21 protein-coding genes and 1 tRNA gene are annotated in these 19,245 nt (G+C 42.3%); 4 read left to right on the plus strand and 18 right to left on the minus strand.

Annotated features, from left to right (window positions below):
• The first annotated feature begins 41 nt into the window (after positions 1-41).
• A complete protein-coding gene (locus K2Q13_RS12565; RefSeq protein WP_292921513.1) occupies positions 42-656 on the plus strand; it encodes a hypothetical protein in 615 nt (204 codons plus the stop codon).
• 36 nt (positions 657-692) lie between these two features.
• On the opposite strand, the gene K2Q13_RS12570 is transcribed toward K2Q13_RS12565, so the two are convergent.
• Positions 693-1,868, minus strand: a complete 1,176-nt coding sequence (locus K2Q13_RS12570; RefSeq protein ID WP_292921515.1) for an alkaline phosphatase PhoX — start codon at positions 1,866-1,868, stop codon at positions 693-695.
• A gap of 120 nt (positions 1,869-1,988) precedes the next feature.
• Entirely contained in the window at positions 1,989-3,545 is a 1,557-nt protein-coding gene (locus tag K2Q13_RS12575) for an adenylyltransferase/cytidyltransferase family protein (RefSeq protein ID WP_292921516.1), read from the minus strand.
• Between the two features lie 190 nt (positions 3,546-3,735).
• Here K2Q13_RS12575 and K2Q13_RS12580 point away from each other — a divergent pair, with 190 nt between their 5' ends.
• Together K2Q13_RS12580 and K2Q13_RS12585 are read left to right on the plus strand one after the other, a co-directional pair.
• Positions 3,736-4,374 (plus strand): hemolysin expression modulating protein, encoded by a 639-nt coding sequence (locus K2Q13_RS12580; RefSeq protein WP_292921517.1) that lies wholly within the window; start codon positions 3,736-3,738, stop codon positions 4,372-4,374.
• Between the two features lie 294 nt (positions 4,375-4,668).
• On the plus strand, positions 4,669-5,088 hold the full coding sequence (locus tag K2Q13_RS12585) for a YqaA family protein (protein WP_292921518.1): 420 nt from the start codon (positions 4,669-4,671) through the stop codon (positions 5,086-5,088).
• Positions 5,089-5,170: 82 nt separating this feature from the next.
• Here K2Q13_RS12585 and grxD read toward each other — a convergent pair whose 3' ends face one another.
• The 6 genes from grxD to K2Q13_RS12615 all read right to left on the minus strand — a co-directional run bounded on the left by grxD (position 5,171) and on the right by K2Q13_RS12615 (position 9,740).
• Complete coding sequence (grxD, locus tag K2Q13_RS12590; protein ID WP_062558853.1) at positions 5,171-5,479, minus strand: Grx4 family monothiol glutaredoxin; 309 nt, start codon at positions 5,477-5,479, stop codon at positions 5,171-5,173.
• Between the two features lie 101 nt (positions 5,480-5,580).
• A complete protein-coding gene (gene prmC / locus K2Q13_RS12595; protein ID WP_292921523.1) occupies positions 5,581-6,417 on the minus strand; it encodes a peptide chain release factor N(5)-glutamine methyltransferase in 837 nt (278 codons plus the stop codon).
• 32 nt (positions 6,418-6,449) lie between these two features.
• The gene (gene prfA / locus K2Q13_RS12600) at positions 6,450-7,529 is read right to left on the minus strand and encodes a peptide chain release factor 1 (RefSeq protein ID WP_292921525.1); all 1,080 of its coding nucleotides are present in this window, start codon (positions 7,527-7,529) and stop codon (positions 6,450-6,452) included.
• Complete coding sequence (gene hemA, locus K2Q13_RS12605) at positions 7,526-8,779, minus strand: glutamyl-tRNA reductase (RefSeq protein WP_292921527.1); 1,254 nt, start codon at positions 8,777-8,779, stop codon at positions 7,526-7,528. Before hemA ends, prfA begins: the two co-directional genes overlap by 4 nt.
• A gap of 113 nt (positions 8,780-8,892) precedes the next feature.
• On the minus strand, positions 8,893-9,306 hold the full coding sequence (locus tag K2Q13_RS12610; RefSeq protein WP_365725975.1) for a CreA family protein: 414 nt from the start codon (positions 9,304-9,306) through the stop codon (positions 8,893-8,895).
• A 357-nt stretch (positions 9,307-9,663) separates the two neighbouring features.
• A tRNA-Val gene (locus K2Q13_RS12615) sits at positions 9,664-9,740 on the minus strand.
• A 296-nt stretch (positions 9,741-10,036) separates the two neighbouring features.
• Between K2Q13_RS12615 and K2Q13_RS12620 the strand changes: the two genes are divergently transcribed.
• Positions 10,037-10,510, plus strand: coding sequence for a hypothetical protein (locus tag K2Q13_RS12620; protein ID WP_292921531.1), 474 nt, complete (start codon positions 10,037-10,039; stop codon positions 10,508-10,510).
• Positions 10,511-10,610: 100 nt separating this feature from the next.
• On the opposite strand, the gene tnpA is transcribed toward K2Q13_RS12620, so the two are convergent.
• From tnpA to lepA, 10 genes are all read right to left on the minus strand, one after another.
• The gene (tnpA, locus tag K2Q13_RS12625) at positions 10,611-11,003 is read right to left on the minus strand and encodes an IS200/IS605 family transposase (protein WP_292921550.1); all 393 of its coding nucleotides are present in this window, start codon (positions 11,001-11,003) and stop codon (positions 10,611-10,613) included.
• A gap of 239 nt (positions 11,004-11,242) precedes the next feature.
• A complete protein-coding gene (gene lpdA, locus K2Q13_RS12630; RefSeq protein WP_292921533.1) occupies positions 11,243-12,703 on the minus strand; it encodes a dihydrolipoyl dehydrogenase in 1,461 nt (486 codons plus the stop codon).
• Positions 12,704-12,796: 93 nt separating this feature from the next.
• Entirely contained in the window at positions 12,797-13,849 is a 1,053-nt protein-coding gene (gene nagZ / locus K2Q13_RS12635; RefSeq protein WP_292921535.1) for a beta-N-acetylhexosaminidase, read from the minus strand.
• Between the two features lie 2 nt (positions 13,850-13,851).
• A complete protein-coding gene (gene acpS / locus K2Q13_RS12640) occupies positions 13,852-14,229 on the minus strand; it encodes a holo-ACP synthase (protein WP_292921537.1) in 378 nt (125 codons plus the stop codon).
• Entirely contained in the window at positions 14,226-14,951 is a 726-nt protein-coding gene (gene pdxJ / locus K2Q13_RS12645; RefSeq protein WP_292921539.1) for a pyridoxine 5'-phosphate synthase, read from the minus strand. The genes acpS and pdxJ overlap by 4 nt, the downstream gene beginning before the upstream one ends.
• A 38-nt stretch (positions 14,952-14,989) precedes the next feature.
• The gene (era, locus tag K2Q13_RS12650) at positions 14,990-15,886 is read right to left on the minus strand and encodes a GTPase Era (protein WP_292921541.1); all 897 of its coding nucleotides are present in this window, start codon (positions 15,884-15,886) and stop codon (positions 14,990-14,992) included.
• 33 nt (positions 15,887-15,919) lie between these two features.
• Positions 15,920-16,642 carry a ribonuclease III gene (gene rnc / locus K2Q13_RS12655; RefSeq protein ID WP_292921543.1) on the minus strand — a complete coding sequence of 241 codons (723 nt, stop codon included), beginning with the start codon at positions 16,640-16,642 and terminating at the stop codon, positions 15,920-15,922.
• Positions 16,643-16,655: 13 nt separating this feature from the next.
• Positions 16,656-17,027 carry a DUF4845 domain-containing protein gene (locus K2Q13_RS12660; protein WP_292921545.1) on the minus strand — a complete coding sequence of 124 codons (372 nt, stop codon included), beginning with the start codon at positions 17,025-17,027 and terminating at the stop codon, positions 16,656-16,658.
• Between the two features lie 25 nt (positions 17,028-17,052).
• Positions 17,053-17,856 carry a signal peptidase I gene (gene lepB, locus K2Q13_RS12665; RefSeq protein WP_292921547.1) on the minus strand — a complete coding sequence of 268 codons (804 nt, stop codon included), beginning with the start codon at positions 17,854-17,856 and terminating at the stop codon, positions 17,053-17,055.
• Between the two features lie 106 nt (positions 17,857-17,962).
• On the minus strand, positions 17,963-19,245 hold a 1,283-nt coding region (gene lepA, locus K2Q13_RS12670; RefSeq protein ID WP_292921549.1), incomplete at its 5' end, for a translation elongation factor 4.

The raw sequence follows: 19,245 nt of genomic DNA on the forward strand, positions 1-19,245 counted from the left end.
ACTCTAATTAAAAAGTGAAAGAACAAAAAGGAGCCAAACTAATGCAGATCAGAATAATTAGAGGATTATGTCTAAGTATCGTTTTAACAGGATATTTGGCAGGATGCACAACCACCCAAAAAATAACAAATTCAGCCAGAACACCAACCGAACAGTTGTTAATAAGTGAAGCGGTAATGCGCAGTCTTGCCAAACCATCAGATTTCTCTTTGCCTATTCCTAAAGGCTCTGTGGTTAAACTTGATCTATTCGGAATGAGCGGGGATAAAGACTTAGTGAAGGGGATTATTGCGGGCTGGCTAGGGCAGCAGGGTTATATCGCACAAGAAGAGTCTGCTACCTATCGCATGAATATTGTAGTCGATTCCTTAGGAACCGAATATGGCAACACTTTCTTTGGGGTTCCTCCGATTACGGCGGCTTTAATCCCCATTTCATTACCCAAGCTATCACTTTATGAGGCTGATTATCAGACAGGATATTCCAAATTTCATTTGGATATCTTTGAGATACCATCAGGTCATTTCGTTGGCACGGCAGCATTCATGGCTAACACACATTTTAATGAGCACACCGTACTGTTCGTATTTACGTTCACAAGAACCGACTTAGCATCGCCCCCATCCGTTGGAAATTTCACAAATCTGGTACGTTAGCAGACGACGCTGCTATCGGGAATGCATCGGTTTCTTTTAGAATGGCCCCGTAATTTCATAGGTCACGCCATTTTCAACCAATCCTGTTTTGCCGCGTAGCGAGCTAAAATATAGGCGTGACCCATCTGGACTAAAAGCAGGCCCGGTTATTTCAGAACCATCCTGGCCAACGATTCGCAATATCGGCCTAACCTTACCTTTTGCCAAAGCAACAAGCTGCATGTTGCCGCCATCTTCAGCAATCAATAATTCTCCTGCGGCATTGCTCGTGATGCTGTCCACTCCAGTAAGTACAGGCTCTGCATATAATGCTGCATCGTAGATAATACTCAGGGATTGTTTTAGAACATCATACGCCCACACTCGGTTATCACCCTTGGTTGAAAAATAGACAATACCGTGTCGATACCAGATACCTTCTCCACCATTAAACTGAGTACAGTTAGAGATTTGTTTACGTGTAGGAAGAAAGGTTGCCAATGGGTCGGGCACAACATTCCAGTGCACTGCCCCGGTATTTTTATCAATGACCTCGGCAATTTCCAGAACTCCATTATCCAAATCAGGTTTCCCTTCCGTATCAAATGAATAAGCTGTGTAACGATATAAGCATCCATCCGTCTCATCTTCGGTTAGATAAATTTGCTTTCGTACGAAATCCACAGCAACCGCTTCGTGCCGAAATAAGCCTAAAGCGCTTCTGGGTTGCGCGGCTTTTCTCCCTGATGGATAGCATTCCCATACCTGTCCTCTATCAACTTCTTCACAAGACAACCAAGTCCACCACGGAGTTTTACCACCAGAACAATTTCGATAAGTCTGATTCAAAATGGAATACGCATCAATAATATCTCCCTGAGGATTGAAGCGTAATGCACCCACACCACCGCCTCCATCGTCAATCTCGCTGTTGGAAACGTATATCCAGCCACCATTCTTAACACGAAAAACAGCACCGCCATCGGGAGCGGCGTGCCAGATATAGCCAAAAAGTTTCTGCCCTGAGTGCGCCACAATTCGAGAGGTAAAGCCCTGTGGCAAGCATATGCCATTAGCATCTGCTGGCTCCAAATTACCCAAGGACAACAACGAAGAAGCTGCAGCTCTGGCAGGTTTTGGTAGTAAAATACCACCAAAAAACGCCCCCAAACCCATAAAGCTGTATTGCAAAAATCTACGACGTTCAATATCCATAATATCAAATCTGGTCATCTTCTAATAACCTCATTTTTGAAAATGCCATGATATGATATTACCCTTCTATTATAAGGGATATAATACAGCGGTATTTCAGCTTCTTCTTTCCATATACTTCAAATCTGATGTGTGCGGTTAACTCTTCGCATCTGTTTGTTTTCTCCCTGCACCTTCCTGAATGCGCAGGACTAAATCAGAAGTGGAAATCCCAGGAGTATATGACAGCTCCTGTATCATTTCAGCCGACAACATGTTACATAATTTGTATTTCTCCTGACGCTCCTGTTCAGATGCACAAGCAAAAGTATAAATATCGAAACCATGCTCTAGCATATATTCCTGGGTAACTCTCGGCGGTGTTTCCGTCATGACGGCATCGACATATTTACAAGCGGCCACAACTGCAGCGCGCTCCGCCTGTTTCATAACGGGGAATTTTCCTTTATTTTCTAGTACGCGTTGATCGGACACCACGCAGACTGTCAAATGCGTTCCCAATGCACGTGCCTCCCGGAGAAAATTGATATGGCCTTCGTGAAATAAATCAGCCACCATGCGCGTATATACGCGCTTCTGTAACTGATTTTTCGGCCACAGCGGCATTTCGCGGTTTAATCGCACAATGGCACGCTCCATCCATTGGCGGCTACGCAATGCAAGCACGTCATCGGGATCTTTTAACGCAATCTGGTGCGCATAACACCATGCTTTGGCCAAGTCTCCCAGTAACCAATGTTGTGTCAGCCGGTGATACGCATAGCAACGCACCAGCAATGTAAAATTCTCCAGATTGAGCGCAGACACCACAGTATCCCAATTGGGATTAGGTGTGCGCCAATCGCCATAAAATGCCCGTAGAATCTTTTCCGGCTGACGTGGAAACCAGACGCTGCCATAGTCGGCATTTCGTTGCATCAAATCAAATTTTGGAAAAACCGATACCCGTTGATAGTCATCCGGATAACCGGGCAAAGCAAACCCCCCCACAATTTGTTTGCCTCTGTCTCGCAAACCGCAGACATCCAGCGTAATACCCAATTCCGGATGTACATAATCACGATAATTGGCATATTCAATGCGCATTGGCACCTTTGCCCATCCTGCCTGTTCGAGAGCGGCACAACAAGCATCCCAGGATTCCATTCGTACCGCAATATCGATGTCTTTGTCAAAATCCAATAAACGGCCGTTACGCACCAAACCCAGCAGCGTGCCAGCAAAAGGAAATACTGGGATATTCAATTGAGCTAATTGCGCACAGGTGGTCCACAACAATTTTTCCGCTTTCCCGGAGACAAAAACATTCGCCTCGGTTTGCAACTGTTTGGCTTTTTCCTTTTGCGGCGGGATTTTTCCGGATTTAGCCAGTGCTATCAAATGATTTAAAGCCGCCGTAAAATGCGCTTGCGCTGCTGGCAGATCCAATAGAATAAAACTTGCGGTACCCAGCACATGCGCCCAATGCGCTTTATAAAAATCACCTTGCACATGCTCATAAATTGTTGTTGCATAAGCTGGTACTGCAACCGCCCGACCGGTGCGCATCGCCAAGGAACACCATAAACGTGCAATATCCTGCGACAAAGGATTTTCGCTTTTAAGCGGCCCCAACAACTCGTCCGCATCATTGAATTTACCGACTGCGATTAGATCCTTCACTCGGTGCAATGATCCTTCAAGTTCCGAAGTCATAAGACGCCGATCAATGTGTTGTTTCTGATAATTGCAATAATCACTTCATCTAGCCTATTTCAATAACGATTCATATCAATGATTGCATTTTAACCATTATTTATTATAATAGGAATCATTCTCATTATTATCCACTTAATGAGGTGTTAAATAATTACATCGATTCAATACAAAGTTAGGAGGCCACATTATGGCAGTTACTACAACAAACCGTCCGAATCTGGGATCGGGATCTATTAAATTTATCGATAACATTCCATTTGAAGGTATCGGGTCTGCCGGATTCGATGACAATGACTTACTCATTATCGGTGATGAACTGGACAATATTCTCACGGGTGGTCCTGGCCATGATGAAATCGACGGTGGTGCAGGTAACGATACCATTACAGGCGGTGCCGGCAATGGTATTCTAAACGGCGGCGACGGCGACGACATTCTGGATGGTCAAGAAGGCACTGAAAGATTATTTGGGGGTAATGGTGACGATCTGCTCCTTGCAGGTGGCACTGTACCCGTTAGTTTCATTAGCCCTGGAGCAGGGGATTTTGACAGACTCAATGGTGGAGCGGGTAACGATACCTTTGGTTTTTATGGGGTTGGAAATTTTCAGATTGCCGACTTCACAATTGGCGAGGACCGCTTGTTTTTTGATTCTTCTAAGCTTGGAGTCACTCAAGTCTCAGAATTGGTTTCACACATTACCAACATAGAGGACAAAGGAGACAGCGGCTTCACGGCTGAGTTCGTCGGTGGTGCAGCATATATTGAAATGGTTGGCGTCAATTTCAACTCGATTACCGCCGACATGGTTGTCTTTGCTCTCTGATACCCCTCGAACAAAATATTTTTCCATAGTATTTTGTTTTTATTCTTCTCTCAAGTAAGCCACTTTAAGTTACTTCCGGTATAACTGGAAGTAGCTTGCGCTTCTTGATAGCTTTCTAATCATACGATACATGACCTATGGTAGCCACCTAGCTCGCTAGTATTCAATCCTGTTCATCCGCTATCTTCATCAACACTTGATTAAATTCACTCAGATCTTGCGCTGTTTTTCACCTTTCGCCGCGTTACAGAATATCAGGTTAAACTATGACACTTTCTAATTCCGGATTATGTTATGGATGAACAATCTAGTCTGCTGGCTTTATTCACCAGCAGTTTTTTGGCTGCCACTCTCCTTCCGGGTGGATCGGAAGCTGTGCTTGTGGGCGTTTTGCTGGCATATCCCGATCTTCACTGGCAAGCGCTTATTTTAGCAACCATCGGTAATACATTGGGCGGAATGAGTTCATATCTCATTGGTCGGCTACTACCGGATGAGAAAACATTGCATAAAAAATTGGAGGGTAATATGCGAAGTCTGGAGTGGGTACGTCGGCACGGCACTCCTATACTGCTTTTATCCTGGACGCCGCTAATAGGTGATGTGTTATGTGTGGCTGCCGGATGGCTGCGAGCTAATTGGTTGTGGGCACTGTTATTTATTGCGGTGGGGAAGTTTGCGCGATATTGGGTGATTGCAACGGCAATCAATTAGCTTGAAATAAAAAATCTGCAGCACGATTCAGCCATTTATCGATGTAAACACCCTGAATCGTTGCTAGCTATCTTAACTGGGATCAGTTCTCAAATAGTTTCTGTAACTCTCCAGATTGATACATCTCAGTCACGATATCCGAACCGCCGATAAATTCACCATTCACATACAGCTGAGGTATCGTGGGCCAATTGGAAAAATCCTTGATCCCTTGCCTGACTTCCGGATCTGCCAGAACATCAACCGAGAAAATGTCATCAACACCACAAGCTTTAAGAATATTCACAGCATTCGCTGAGAAGCCACATTGCGGTTGGTCTAAAGTGCCTTTCATGTAGAGTACTACCGGATGTGCCGTAATTTGTTGCTCGATTAAATCTTCAACGTTCATAGCGTTCATTTCTCCCAAAGATTATTCCAAAATATTTTATATAGAAACAAGAAAACAACATCATTAATTAGTACATTAGAACCATAATATAGTTATATGGTTTAGATTGATAAATTCAACTGACCGCCACTTACTCGCATTATGCCAGCCAAATCTGGATAAGAAAAAATATTACAAAAATCCATACCACGTAACAATTTTCTGCATGCTTCAGCCTGATCATAACCATGCTCCAGCAATAACCACCCATCCTTACTCAGATAGTTAGGCGCTGCATTAATAATATGAGTGATACAGGCCATACCATGTTCCCCAGCTGACAAAGCTATTCTTGGTTCAAATCGCAGATCACCTTGTAGCAAGTGAGGGTCATCTTCAGCCACATAAGGTGGATTCGATACAATCAGATCGAAATTCTCTCCTGAAAGTTCATCAAACCAATTCCCGTTAATGGCATTTAGATTAGCCACTTTTAGAATGTCTGCATTTCTTCTGCAAACATCGACCGCAGCTGGCGACAAATCAACTGCAACGACCTGGGTTTGAGGGCGATGTTTGGCAATGCTAATTGCGATCGCACCACTACCTGTTCCCAAGTCCAATACATTACAAAATTTATCAAACGGTATCAGTTTGAGCGCCCACTCAACCAGTAATTCAGTTTCAGGACGAGGAATTAATACGGCTTCTGTGACTTTAAGAGTCAGATCAAAAAATGCACGCTCCCCAATTAAATATGCTACCGGTAGTCCCTCAATACGCTGCTGAACTAGGCTAGAAAATTTCTCGAATTGCTGTCCAGTCAGTATTTGATCAGGGTAAGTCAACAAAAATGCATGATTTACGATTAACACATGCTGCAACAATAAGATTGCATCAATTTTGTTAATAGTTGAGTATGCGGCAGCTAATGCTTGCGAAATTGTTACAGGTTGCATAGCAATTATTCAGAATGATCAAAGGTAATTGATTATTCTTGTACTGATGCGGCTAACAACTCAGCCTGATGCTCAGCTATGAGCGCCGAACAAAGTTCATCAATGTCCCCATCCATAATCTGATCCATCTTATAAAGCGTCAGATTGATGCGATGATCGGTTACCCGCCCCTGGGGAAAATTGTAAGTACGGATCCGCTCCGAGCGTTCGCCGGTCCCCACCAATGATTTCCGAGTAGCTGCTTGCTCCGCATGCTGCGCACTCATTTGTTTGTCTTGGATACGCGCCGCCAGCACACTCAATGCCTGCGCCTTGTTTTTGTGCTGCGAACGCCCATCTTGGCATTCCACAACAATCCCGGTGGGCAGATGAGTAACACGCACGGCGGAATCAGTTTTATTGATATGTTGGCCGCCAGCGCCAGAAGCACGGAAAGTATCAATGCGTAATTCAGAAGGATTCAAAACCACTTCGCTCACTTCATCGGCTTCAGGCATAACAGCCACGGTGCATGTAGAGGTGTGCACGCGTCCTTGAGTTTCAGTTGCCGGTACGCGCTGAACACGGTGACCACCTGATTCGAACTTAAGTTTCGAATAAGCACCATGGCCAATAATTTTGGCAATAATCTCTTTATATCCGCCAATTTCCGACAGACTTTGCGAAATAATCTCCACCTGCCAGCGCTGTCTTTCTGCATAACGTGAGTACATGCGAAACAAGTTTCCGGCAAACAAAGCGGATTCATCTCCACCGGTTCCAGCACGGATTTCCAGAAAAATATTGCGTTCATCATTGGGATCTTTCGGAAGTAATTGCTTTTGTATTTCTGATTCGATCTGAGTGAGTTTTTCTTTCCCAGTTTGAATCTCAGCTTCAGCAAAAGCACGCATATCCAAATCAGTATGCATCTCCCGCGCAGTTTGCACATCGCGCTCAAATTGTTGATACGATCGATAAAGCTCAACAATGGGAACAATTTCTGCATGCTCACGCGTAAGCTTACGATAATTTTCCATATCTGCTGTTGCAGATTCGCTGCTCAGCAAACGATTTAATTCGTCTAAACGCACACCCAAGCGAGTGAGTCGATCCGCGATATTTTTGTTCATTGCGGACGGTGCAATTGGTATAGTCGATTAATCAACTCGACTAATTCTTCACGTTCATTGACTGCTGCTTGATTCAAAGCATTGGAGGGCACATGCAAGAATTTATTTGTTAAGCCGTTGCTCAGAGCCTCTATAACTTTTTTGGGATCTTCACCTTTCTCTAACAATTTAACAGCTCGAGCCAACTCATGCCGACGATAACGTTCACCCTGGTCACGTAACGCGCGAATAGTTGGAACCATTTCCCGTGTGGCAAACCAGCGCATAAAATCAACCACATTCGAGTCAATGATGGTTTCGGCCTGTGTAACAGCATTCTGACGTGAATCCAGCCCTTCTTTGACGATTTCTGATAAATCGTCAACATAGTAAAGAAAAACATCATCGAGTTCTTCGACTTCAGATTCAACATCACGCGGCACAGCAAGATCAACGATAAATATCGGCCGATGCTTGCGAATCTTAATTGCGCGTTCTACCATGCCTTTGCCAAGTATAGGCAGTGGACTGGCGGTACAAGTTACCACAATATCGTGTAGCGCCAATTGCTCAGGCAGATCGCTCAAAGTAATGACTTGTGCATTAAAACGATTTGCCAGTGCTTCAGCGCGTTCAGTAGTTCGGTTGGCAACCGTGATTTTTTTGGGATTACGTGCAGCAAAATGATTAGCGCATAATTCAATCATTTCACCAGCGCCGATAAACAAAACACGCTGTTCGCCGATATCGCCAAAAATTCGTTCAGCTAAGCGCGCTGCCGCCGCAGCCATTGATACAGAGCTTGTACCGATTTCTGTCGAGGTTCGAACTTCCTTAGCCACATAAAACGTGCGTTGAAATAGCTTATGCAGCAATAAACCTAATGTCCCAGCGTGTTCTGCAGATTTAACCGCACTTTTTAACTGCCCGAGTATTTGCGGCTCACCTAATACCATCGAGTCTAAACCACTGGCGACCCGGAACGCATGTTTCACAGCCTGCTCACGTGGTAATTTGTATAAGTAGGGATCCAATTCACGAGTTGGCAAATGATGAAAATCAGCGAGCCATACAACAGCATCTTCCGGTCTTTCGGTGCAACAATATACCTCAGTACGATTACAGGTGGACACAATAGCAGCTTCTTTTATTGGATTACGCCCAACCAGATCGCGTAACGCATACTCCATCGTATTTTCAGGAAAAGTAACTTGTTCGCGCACATCCAGCGGCGCTGTGTTGTGATTAATTCCAAAAGCAAATAATTGCATGGAAGATAATGTTGCCGGAGTAAACAATTCGTAAGAAATAACTGGTAATTATAATAGTAGGATTTCTTAAATACTATCAATGCAAATGATTTTTTTTCGCTCGCTTTGTTTACTTAATGCCATGGCGTGACTGGAATTATAGAAATACTATTTTTGGGTGACCCCTCAATAATTCTGTCGCTATAAGTTAAATAAATCAGAACATTTCTTTTGGCATCATAAAACCGCACAACTTGCAACGATTTAAATAATAGCGACGTACTCTTTTTAAAAACTTCGGCGCCGTCTTCATCACCATTCTTTACTTTCTCTGGCAAAGAAATAGGACCAATCTGCCGACATGCGATTGAAGCATCTGAAGTATCCTCAGCAACTCCTACCATGCCACTAACACCCCCGGTTTTGGCTCGACTTAAATAACAGGTAGCACCAGCAATATCCGGATCATCAAATGCTTCAATTACAATTTTATCGTTTGCGCCTAAAATTTTAAATTTAGTCGAGACACTACCAATTTTTTCTGCCATCACATAAGAAGTTGTTTGTAGTATTAAGGTGCAAACCAACAATACACTTAATAAATTTTTAACATTTAATAATTTAATAATTTTCATACCCTATCTCCCAATAAAATTGAGCAGCATATTTTAATTTTACTTCTATTTAATCCCAATCCTGTGGCATTACAACCTTGCAATAAGCGATTGATCTCATTGAATACTGGCAGACATGTCAGCCACATCCATCTCAATTCTCAGAAACATTAGTCAAGAATTATAAAAGCCGTGTCATTCCGCTCATTTTTCTGGAAGTGACGCAAATTTGGATATGCACCATCCATAGCCAATGCAATCGAAAATAATAGAAGGATATTATTTGATAATTGGTAGGCGCGATTGGATTCGAACCAACGACCCCCACCATGTCAAGGTGGTGCTCTAACCAACTGAGCTACGCGCCTGAAAAAAACGAATTTTAACCGAAATGAATAGTCGCGACAAATAATTAATCGAATTGGATGAATAAACTTAGTATAAAAATTTATAAAATTTTTACTAAAAGTAATATCCAGAAAATTTCCGCATACTTTATTAATAATAATTGAATTGTCAATAATGTTCATAATTAGATTTTCGAGTATACTCGCCCGCTGCAAGGATCATCCAGCTAATGTAAGAATTATCTGGAAGCAATAAGTTAAGTACAACCGAAGAATTATATAGTTACAGGAAATTGGCATTTTGCCGAGGAGAATTTATGTACAAATTATTTTTAAACTTCTTTTTATTATTAACACTGCTTGTTTTGCCATTTAGTATTTTTTCTCATGGAGACGAAGATCACGAGCACGAAGACGAAAACCACGAACACGCACATAACGCGACAGCTGCGGAATCTTCATCACAGTTGCAAAGCGGCATCGGGTGGAAGGTTGTGCGTGCCGTGGAATTAGGAAACTCGGGAAAATTTGTACATTTGGTACTTATCGATCATAGTAAGCATACCGACAAAACGATCTATAGTGCCGCTATTAATAGACTCTGCAATCCTAACGATGAATTTTGCAGAATAAGATTCTGGAGCGAAGAAAGATTTGTACCTGAGAAAGCTTCTTTAACGGTAGAGCAAAACAAGCAATTAAAAGCTGATTATTTAATCAATAAAGCTGCTGGGATCCATCACCTGCAGTGGTCATGCAGTGTCAATCCCGATAGAAATAATTGCTTCTAAAATTAACTCAATACACTTGGACAAGCAATGCTGAGCTTATAGATCAAATGAACGACCCCGCCCCAAGGGGCGAGGTATCAGAGCTGTGAGATGTGGAAAGTTAGAAAAGTGCAAGCTGCCTATCTTCGTGTAGCTTTTGATATTCTTTCCCTTGTCCCTTAACATAGTTCCTTATCGTGTGTTCATCGCCATCACGACCAACAGTACTCGCAAAATATCCATCACTCCAAAACTCACCGCCCCAGAGTTGTTTTTTGACATGAGGACACAAGCGAAATATCTCACTTGCTGTGATACTCTTAATCAGAGTTACCAGTTTTGTTACACTATATGAAGGAACGCTTTGCACTAAAAAATGAACATGATCTTCATCTGTTCCAATCTCCAGAAATTTCAACTGGTAACGCTTCTCCAGCTCAAGACACACATCTCGCAGTGTCTTATCTACTGCCTCATCGAACACAGCGCGACGATATTTCGCTGGAAATACCAGGTGATAAAGCTATGTTGTTACGTTATGTCGCTTATGTATATATTCGCTCACGCGAATATTTTACGCCCCAAGGGGCGAGGAATTAAACCCGGTAGAGATTAAAAGTCGTTGATGATTTATCTGCATTGCTGCTGGGTTGTTAAAACAGGATCGAAATGCTCATTTAGCACACATAAACGTGCCTTTCACCTGTTTTTTTCCTTGCATTTGCTACTTCATAAACGTTTTTTAACAACCTGTTAAATATGTAACGTACGCTTATCCACGCCAAGTGCAGCCTCATGAAACACTTCTGATAAAGACGGATGAGCATGGACAATACAGGCGATGTCTTGACTGCTGGCTGAAAATTTCATCGCCATAACCGCTTCTGAAATGAGTTCTGAAACATGTGGACCAATCATATGAACACCCAGTACACGGTCAGTTTTCTCGTCCGCTAAGACTTTTATAAATCCACTAGTCTCGTTCATGGCACGCGCACGTCCATTCGCAATGAATGGGAACTGGCCAACTTTATAGGCAATACCAGCTGCTCTTAATTCCTGTTCGTTTTTCCCTACCCACGCAATTTCGGGTACGGTATAAATAACCCAAGGTATTGTATTAAAATCAATAGCCTCATCCGCATTGGCCTGATTTGTTTCAAGATGTTTGATCATTTCAGCAACAGCCACACCTTCTTCGGATGCTTTATGCGCCAACATAGGACCGCGAACTACGTCGCCTACTGCATATACATTGGTCAGATTAGTCCGGCAATTCTGATCAACAATAATAAATCCACGCTCATCTACAGATAAATCATTTTCTTCCACACCCAATCCAGTAGTATTGGGGATGCGGCCAACTGCCACAATCAGCTTGTCAACTTCCATGACCTGTTCCTGATTGTTAGAATCACCATAACCAACGACTACAGAGTTACCGGATATCTTAACCGATTTAATTTTGACACCGGTGTTGATTTGCAATCCAAGTTCTTTGGCGAAAATACTTTTTGCTTCTTTAGCAACCTGTTCATCTGCCGCCATCAGAAATCCGGGCATCGCTTCAAGAAGCGTGACTTCCGCACCAAGTCTGCGCCATACACTACCCATTTCAAGCCCGATCACACCTGCACCAATAACTCCCAATCGCTTAGGCACTTCCTTTAAGGCTAAAGCACCCGCATTATCCAGAATCATCTCATTATCGACTGGCACAAAAGATAACTGCCGTGGTATCGAACCGGTTGCTATAATTACATGCTTTGCCTGGACTGTTTCAGCAGCACCGTTATCGTCAACTTTTATTTGCCAAGCATTGGCAGATCCTTCTCGACTCAACAACGTCCCTCTGCCATGCATCGACTTAACTTTATTCTTTTTGAATAGTGAAGTAATACCGGCGGTAAACGTGGTGACAATTTTGTCTTTGCGCGCAATCATGACCGGAACATCTACCGAAACATTTTCTGCAGAAATTCCATGTGCGGAAATTTTGTGTTGAATTTGGAAATAATTCTCAGAAGATTCCAATAAAGCTTTGGAAGGAATGCAGCCGACGTTCAGGCAGGTCCCGCCAAGACTGGCTTTACCCTTTGAATTTTTCCACTCATCTATACAAACCGTATTCAAACCCAGTTGCGCACAACGGATCGCCGCAACATAGCCTCCTGGGCCAGCACCAATAATCGCCACATCAAATGTTTCTAACATGATTAGACCTTATGTGAAATTTTTGCCAAAGGGTAAGTTTAAAGCAAAACAAAATATCCTGTGCATAGTTTGCTTTGACAAATGAATGCAAACTTACTGCAATGACAATTCACCATTCTCGCATCCAATAATGCTGATCTCCCGTAATGCCTGCACATAATCTCCATTTTCACGTAACTTTGTCATCGATCCCGTGTGATTCCTAGCATGCAATCGAGCCAATCGGGACAGGCTTGTTGCTGACATTTCCCAATGTAATCCATACAAAATTTCGTCGGCTCCCGCAGGATTATTGCAAACTAATATCATGTCGCAACCTGCATCGAGTGCGGCTTGTGCGCGTGACAACATAGATTCCAAATAATCTCCAGCACCCCGCATACTTAAATCATCACTAAAAATACAACCATCGAATCGCAATTCCTTACGTAAAATATTCTGTAACCAGATCTTCGAAAATCCAGCAGGTTTGGCATCGATTTTTGGGTAGATAACATGTGCTGGCATCACTCCAGCCACCCCTGAATCGATCATGTGTTGAAATGGAACTAAATCGCTCACCTCAATCTCGGTGTATCGGCGTGAGTCAATTGATTTTTCCAAATGAGAATCGGTCTGAATATAGCCGTGCCCCGGAAAATGCTTTGCTATTGCCGGCATACCGCCTTTTTTGAGCCCAAGCACCAAATTATTCGCTAAGTCCGAAACGGCGCTTGCATCATGATGGAAGGCGCGATCACCGATCACAAAGCTTTGCCCATAATCAAGATCCAACACCGGTGTAAAACTGAAATCAATCCCGCAAGCATTTAACTCTGCAGCCAGTACAAAACCAACTTGTTTAGCAAGATGTCGAGCGCGATTCAATTGTTTATCCCAAATTTTCCCCAGCTCGCGCATTGCAGGCAGTTTTGTAAAACCTTCCCGGAAGCGTTGAACGCGCCCGCCTTCATGATCGACCGCAATCAGCAAATGCGGACTTCGTAACGCATGTATCTGCTGCGTCAATTCAGTCAATTGACGGTGATTTTCATAATTACGGGTAAAGAGAATGACACCGCCTGTGAGTGGGTGTAAAAGCCTCTTGATATCACCATCAGATAGCTGTGTTCCGGAAATATCGAGCATCACTGGCCCAAGCAACACGATTATTTCTCTAATACGACAAAAGCACACGCCATGTTGATTTCATCACTAATAGAAAGATGATGCCGCGTGATTCCTTGATCGGAAAGTAATTGGTCGAGCTCAGGATGAAATTGAAAAAATGGCTTTCCTAAGCCATTATGAGTGATCGTAATATATGTCAAGCTAACCGGATGTCGTAAACCTGTACCCATTGCCTTAGATAATGCTTCTTTGGCAGCAAAGCGACTAGCTAGAAACAGAATTGGCTTGCTACTTGATTGATACTCCTGCAACTCGCTCGTGGTTAATATACGCCGTGCAAAGCGCTCGCCGAAACGATTTAACGATTGCGCAATTCTGGCTGAATCGACGATATCCGTTCCAATACCATAGATCATTTACGCGACTCAAGCATGAGCTGTTTCATTTCCTGTACGGCAAGTTTAAAGCCTACAAAAATAGCTCTGGCAACAATTGCATGGCCAATATTCAATTCCGTAATTTCAGGAATGGCTGCAATGGCTTGAACATTCTCATAATGCAAACCATGTCCGGCATTAACTTTCAAACCAAGGTCTCTACCCAGGGCAACGGCTTCCTGCACTTCGATAAAATGTTTTTCTTGCGCCTCAAATGAATGTGCATCCGCATAACTGCCAGTGTGGATTTCGATGACAGGCGCACCAGCCCGAGCTGCTGCATCAATTTGTAGTATGTCAGCGTTGATGAACAATGAAACACGTATCCCCGCTTCTCCCAATTTTTGGCATGCCCGCTTGATCTGATCGAAATGCTTCACAACATCGAGACCCCCTTCAGTTGTCAATTCTTCGCGCCTTTCAGGTACTAAACAAATATCGTGAGGCTTTATTCTAAGCGCGATGTTAATCATTTCGTCGGTAACTGCACTTTCCAGGTTCATTCTAGTCGTTAACCGGTTACGCAAAACTTCCACATCACGATCCTGGATATGTCGCCGATCTTCGCGCAGATGCAAAGTGATCGCATCTGCTCCGGCAGATTCGGCAATCAACGCCGCTTCAATTGGATCCGGGTATTTTGTTCCACGTGCTTGCCGTAATGTCGCCACATGATCAATATTGACGCCTAATTCAATCATTATCTGAGACTTCCAAGACGCAAAGAACTCTTAATCGCTTATTCATAACCTAGATTTCTTAACACACTTTCACTATCAGCCCAACCGCCTTTAACTTTAACCCAAACTTCCAGATACACTTTCTCTCCAAACATCAACTCCATGTCTTTTCGCGCTTGACTTGCTATTTGTTTAAGCTTTTCACCTTTTTTTCCAATAATAATTGCTTTCTGATTAGGCTTATCAACCAGAATGGTGGCATAAATTTTGTGCAAATGATTTTCTAACTTAAATTGATCAACCACAACGCTGGTCGAATAAGGAATCTCATCGCCGACCAAGCGAAACAATTTTTCACGGATGAATTCTCCGGCAAGAAAACGCTCACTGCGATCTGTAATTTCATCCTTATCGTACATAGGTTGACTAATAGGCAAATAGTCGCGAATGGTATTGAGGAGCTCCGGCAGCTGAATCTTATGCATCGCACTCACCGGTATGATGTCTGAAAATTCAGCTATTTGCGCTACTTCATTTAAAAATGGCAATAATCGATTCTTTTCTGCCAATTTATCAATTTTATTGACCACTAAAATAATCGGAACATTCTCAGGTAAAATTTTGAGTACCGCAATATCACGCTGATCAAGGCGCATTGCCTCAATGACAAACAATATAACATTCACCTCGCGCATACTCTGAGTCACCACTCGATTCATTGCAGCATTCAAACCATTGGTATAGTGTGTTTGAAAACCGGGCGTATCAACAAAGACAAATTGTGTCCGCTGATCTGTCAAAATACCATTAATTCTGAAACGAGTTGTCTGAGCTTTCTTCGATGTAATGCTGATTTTTTGTTCTACTAACTTATTTAATAAAGTTGATTTACCCACATTGGGACGACCAATAATTGCTATGTAACCCGCACGAAAATTATCAGCATGAAGGATCATTTTGGGACGTTATACGTAGTAATTAAAGAGTTATTAAACACTATTAATGGTGTGATGCAGACAAATTTTTTCATAAGCTAAATTTGCAGCTACTTGTTCTGCACTTCGGCGATTTGTACCTTCGCCTGCAGTTCGAATATCTAATGCGGATATCACACATTCTACTTTGAAATTTTGTTTATGTGATTTACCACTGGTTGTAACCACTAGATATTCTGGCAATGATAGCTTCTGGCTTTGTAAAAATTCCTGCAATAAAGTTTTAGGATCTTTAGCTGGAGATTCAAGGTCGATATTTTGTATCAAAGGTAAGTAGATCGCCATAATCACTGTTTCCACTTGCACATAATTACTATCCAGATAAATAGCACCCAATAAAGCTTCAAAAGTATCTGCAAGAATCGACGGGCGATGACAGCCACCGCTTTTTAACTCACCCTCACCTAATCTGAGTAGCTTATCCATTTGTAAGCTAAGTGCAATATCTGACAATGCCTTTTGATTCACAAAATTAGCGCGGAGCCGGGACAAGTGGCCTTCTGGTAATTCTGGGAAATGTTTATAAATAATTCCTGAGATTACGCAATTCAATACTGCATCGCCTAGGAATTCCAGACGCTCGTTGTGAGGCGCACTGTGACTTCGATGAGTTAACGCCGCTTGCAGTAATTGAGATTGAGTAAAACTATATCCTAGACGTTCACAGAATATATCCAGTAACTGCTGAGTAGCATTTGATATCGCTCCATTTTGCATAATCTTTTGAGTATTAATTGCTTACTGCTTCAAAATTGATATTTAAAGACACATTGGAAAATAGCGGAATTTTTACTGTGTAGTTAGCGCTCAAAATGACTCGTCCATTTTCTCTATCTATTTTAATATCTTGACCACCGATGGATTTAATATCATCAATCTGAGCACGCTTAATAAATGCTAACCTTATTTGATTTAAGTTTGCATTTTGTAGGTTTGGATCTTTAGCGACAGCTGATAGGTTTTTTTTAATCGATGAATATTCTATGTAGGCAGGTGCAATTCTCAGGCTAGTGATAGCAATTAGCACCAGAACGATGGACCACATTAATAAGCCAACTAGACTAATACCTTCTTGTTTCAGTGACATCTGGTGATAATTCACGTTTTCACCTCATAGAAAAAGCTTATTATTTAATCGACAATCCAATACGACCAAAATCTCCAAAATTCCACCAAATCATGAATGCCTTCCCAACAATATTCTCCTCAGGCACGAATCCCCAGTAACGACTATCACTGCTGCTATCACGATTGTCACCCAAAGTAAAATAATTTCCAGCCGGCACTTCGCAAGTAAACCCGGTGCGACGATACTGACAGTTATCACGGAATTCAAATTGCCGCACGTTCGAAAACTGAATACCTTTAATATCCTGACTAATAATAACGGAATGTTTCTCGTCAGCTAGAGATTCTGAATAGCGATCGGAATAAATATACCCTAGTCCGGATTCGATATATTTATAGTCTCCCTCGTATTCCATTTTAATCACTTCCCCATTAATAATTAGCTGTTTATTATGATAAGTGATAACGTCACCCGGTACACCAACAACGCGTTTGATGTAATCAATTGATGGATCTTCTGGATAACGAAAAACCAATACATCTCCCCGTTTGGGTTCATCCATTTCCAAAATTTTCTGATTAATAACGGGCAGCCTTATGCCATAGGTGTACTTGTTTACAAGAATAAAATCGCCTATTAATAATGTAGGCAACATTGAACCTGATGGAATCTTAAAAGGCTCAATTACGAAGGAACGCAAGCTAAAAACAATTAAAATAATAGGAAAAAAACTTTTAGGGTATTCGATCCACCATGGCTCATTCTCATTCAGCCCACGTCTTTTTTTCCAGAAGATGGCATCCAATAACCAAACACTGCCAGTAATCACAAGCAGAATAAATAGTATCAATGGAAAATTCATGTGATTTCCTTTGATACTGAACGATGGGCGCCATTTTGAATTATTGTATGTCTATCTAAATTCGATCTAAAAATCGGGAAAGAAAATTTCTCTCTACTCATCATCATTATTTATTATCGACCTGCAAAATTGCTAGAAACGCTTCTTGTGGAATTTCCACATTACCCACTCGCTTCATTCTCTTTTTACCTGCTTTTTGTTTTTCCAGCAACTTTCGTTTACGCGATATATCGCCACCGTAGCATTTTGCCAACACATTTTTTCGTAACGCCTTGACTGATTCACGTGCAATGATATGGGAACCCACTGCGGCCTGTACGGCAATATCGAACATCTGACGAGGAATTAACTGGCGCATTTTTTGCACTAAATCACGCCCCCGATACTGACTGCTACTTCGATGAATAATCAAGGACAACGCATCAACTTTGTCGCCATTTATCAATATATCCAGTTTCACTAAATCGGAAGCGCGAAACTCTTTGAATTCATAATCCAAAGAAGCATAGCCACGACTGGTTGATTTCAATCGGTCAAAAAAATCCATAACAACTTCATTAAGCGGCATTTCATATGTCAGCATGACTTGCTTACCCATATACTGCATATTCATTTGATTTCCACGTTTACTGACGCACAAGGTGATCACTGCACCAACATATTCTTCCGGAACAATAATAGTTGAAGTAATCATGGGTTCGCGAATCTCAACAATTTTTGAAAGATCTGGGATTTTTGACGGATTCTCGATCTCAATTATCGTATCATCACGCATCAGTATTTGATAAACAACCGTAGGTGCTGTCGTAATCAAATCCATGTCATATTCACGTTCTAACCTTTCCTGCACAATATCCATATGCAACAACCCAAGAAAACCGCAACGAAAACCGAAACCCAGCGCTTGAGATACTTCTGGTTCAAAATGTAGTGAAGAATCATTCAGTTTCAACTTTTCCAATGCTGAACGCAACGCATCATATTGATTGGATTCTATGGGATATAAACCGGCAAATACTTGTGGCTTTATTTCTTTAAAGCCCTGCAATGGTTTTTCTGCCGGACGAATTGCAGAAGTTACGGTATCTCCCACTTTTGCTATATTCAGTTCTTTGATGCCGGAGATGATAAAACCCACCTCACCAGCACTAAGTGAATCACGAACAGCCGATTTTGGCACAAACACGCCTACTTGCTCACAGAGCTGAACAGCTTTGCTAGCCATCAGTAATATTTTTTCACCGGGCTTTACCGTACCGTCCACTACCCTGACTAAAATCACGACACCAACATAGTTATCAAACCAGGAATCAATAATTAAAGCTTGCAATGGGGCATCGGGATCCCCCGTGGGAGCAGGCACCTTTACAATTAAAGACTCCAAAACGT

The organism is Nitrosomonas sp. (assembly GCF_019752095.1).
Classification (GTDB): Bacteria; Pseudomonadota; Gammaproteobacteria; order Burkholderiales; family Nitrosomonadaceae; genus Nitrosomonas.

What these genes read in the sequence shown, in the direction of transcription:
- K2Q13_RS12585 (WP_292921518.1), top strand. Translation starts at nt 4,669, where the DNA reads ATGGATGAACAATCTAGTCTGCTGGCTTTATTCACCAGCAGTTTTTTG.
- K2Q13_RS12570 (WP_292921515.1), bottom strand. Translation starts at nt 1,868, where the DNA reads ATGACCAGATTTGATATTATGGATATTGAACGTCGTAGATTTTTGCAA.
- K2Q13_RS12610 (WP_365725975.1), bottom strand. Translation starts at nt 9,306, where the DNA reads ATGGCAGAAAAAATTGGTAGTGTCTCGACTAAATTTAAAATTTTAGGC.
- K2Q13_RS12620 (WP_292921531.1), top strand. Translation starts at nt 10,037, where the DNA reads ATGTACAAATTATTTTTAAACTTCTTTTTATTATTAACACTGCTTGTT.
- K2Q13_RS12580 (WP_292921517.1), top strand. Translation starts at nt 3,736, where the DNA reads ATGGCAGTTACTACAACAAACCGTCCGAATCTGGGATCGGGATCTATT.
- K2Q13_RS12575 (WP_292921516.1), bottom strand. Translation starts at nt 3,545, where the DNA reads ATGACTTCGGAACTTGAAGGATCATTGCACCGAGTGAAGGATCTAATC.
- era (WP_292921541.1), bottom strand. Translation starts at nt 15,886, where the DNA reads ATGATCCTTCATGCTGATAATTTTCGTGCGGGTTACATAGCAATTATT.
- grxD (WP_062558853.1), bottom strand. Translation starts at nt 5,479, where the DNA reads ATGAACGTTGAAGATTTAATCGAGCAACAAATTACGGCACATCCGGTA.
- rnc (WP_292921543.1), bottom strand. Translation starts at nt 16,642, where the DNA reads ATGCAAAATGGAGCGATATCAAATGCTACTCAGCAGTTACTGGATATA.
- K2Q13_RS12565 (WP_292921513.1), top strand. Translation starts at nt 42, where the DNA reads ATGCAGATCAGAATAATTAGAGGATTATGTCTAAGTATCGTTTTAACA.
- prmC (WP_292921523.1), bottom strand. Translation starts at nt 6,417, where the DNA reads ATGCAACCTGTAACAATTTCGCAAGCATTAGCTGCCGCATACTCAACT.
- pdxJ (WP_292921539.1), bottom strand. Translation starts at nt 14,951, where the DNA reads ATGATTGAATTAGGCGTCAATATTGATCATGTGGCGACATTACGGCAA.
- lpdA (WP_292921533.1), bottom strand. Translation starts at nt 12,703, where the DNA reads ATGTTAGAAACATTTGATGTGGCGATTATTGGTGCTGGCCCAGGAGGC.
- lepB (WP_292921547.1), bottom strand. Translation starts at nt 17,856, where the DNA reads ATGAATTTTCCATTGATACTATTTATTCTGCTTGTGATTACTGGCAGT.
- prfA (WP_292921525.1), bottom strand. Translation starts at nt 7,529, where the DNA reads ATGAACAAAAATATCGCGGATCGACTCACTCGCTTGGGTGTGCGTTTA.
- acpS (WP_292921537.1), bottom strand. Translation starts at nt 14,229, where the DNA reads ATGATCTATGGTATTGGAACGGATATCGTCGATTCAGCCAGAATTGCG.
- hemA (WP_292921527.1), bottom strand. Translation starts at nt 8,779, where the DNA reads ATGCAATTATTTGCTTTTGGAATTAATCACAACACAGCGCCGCTGGAT.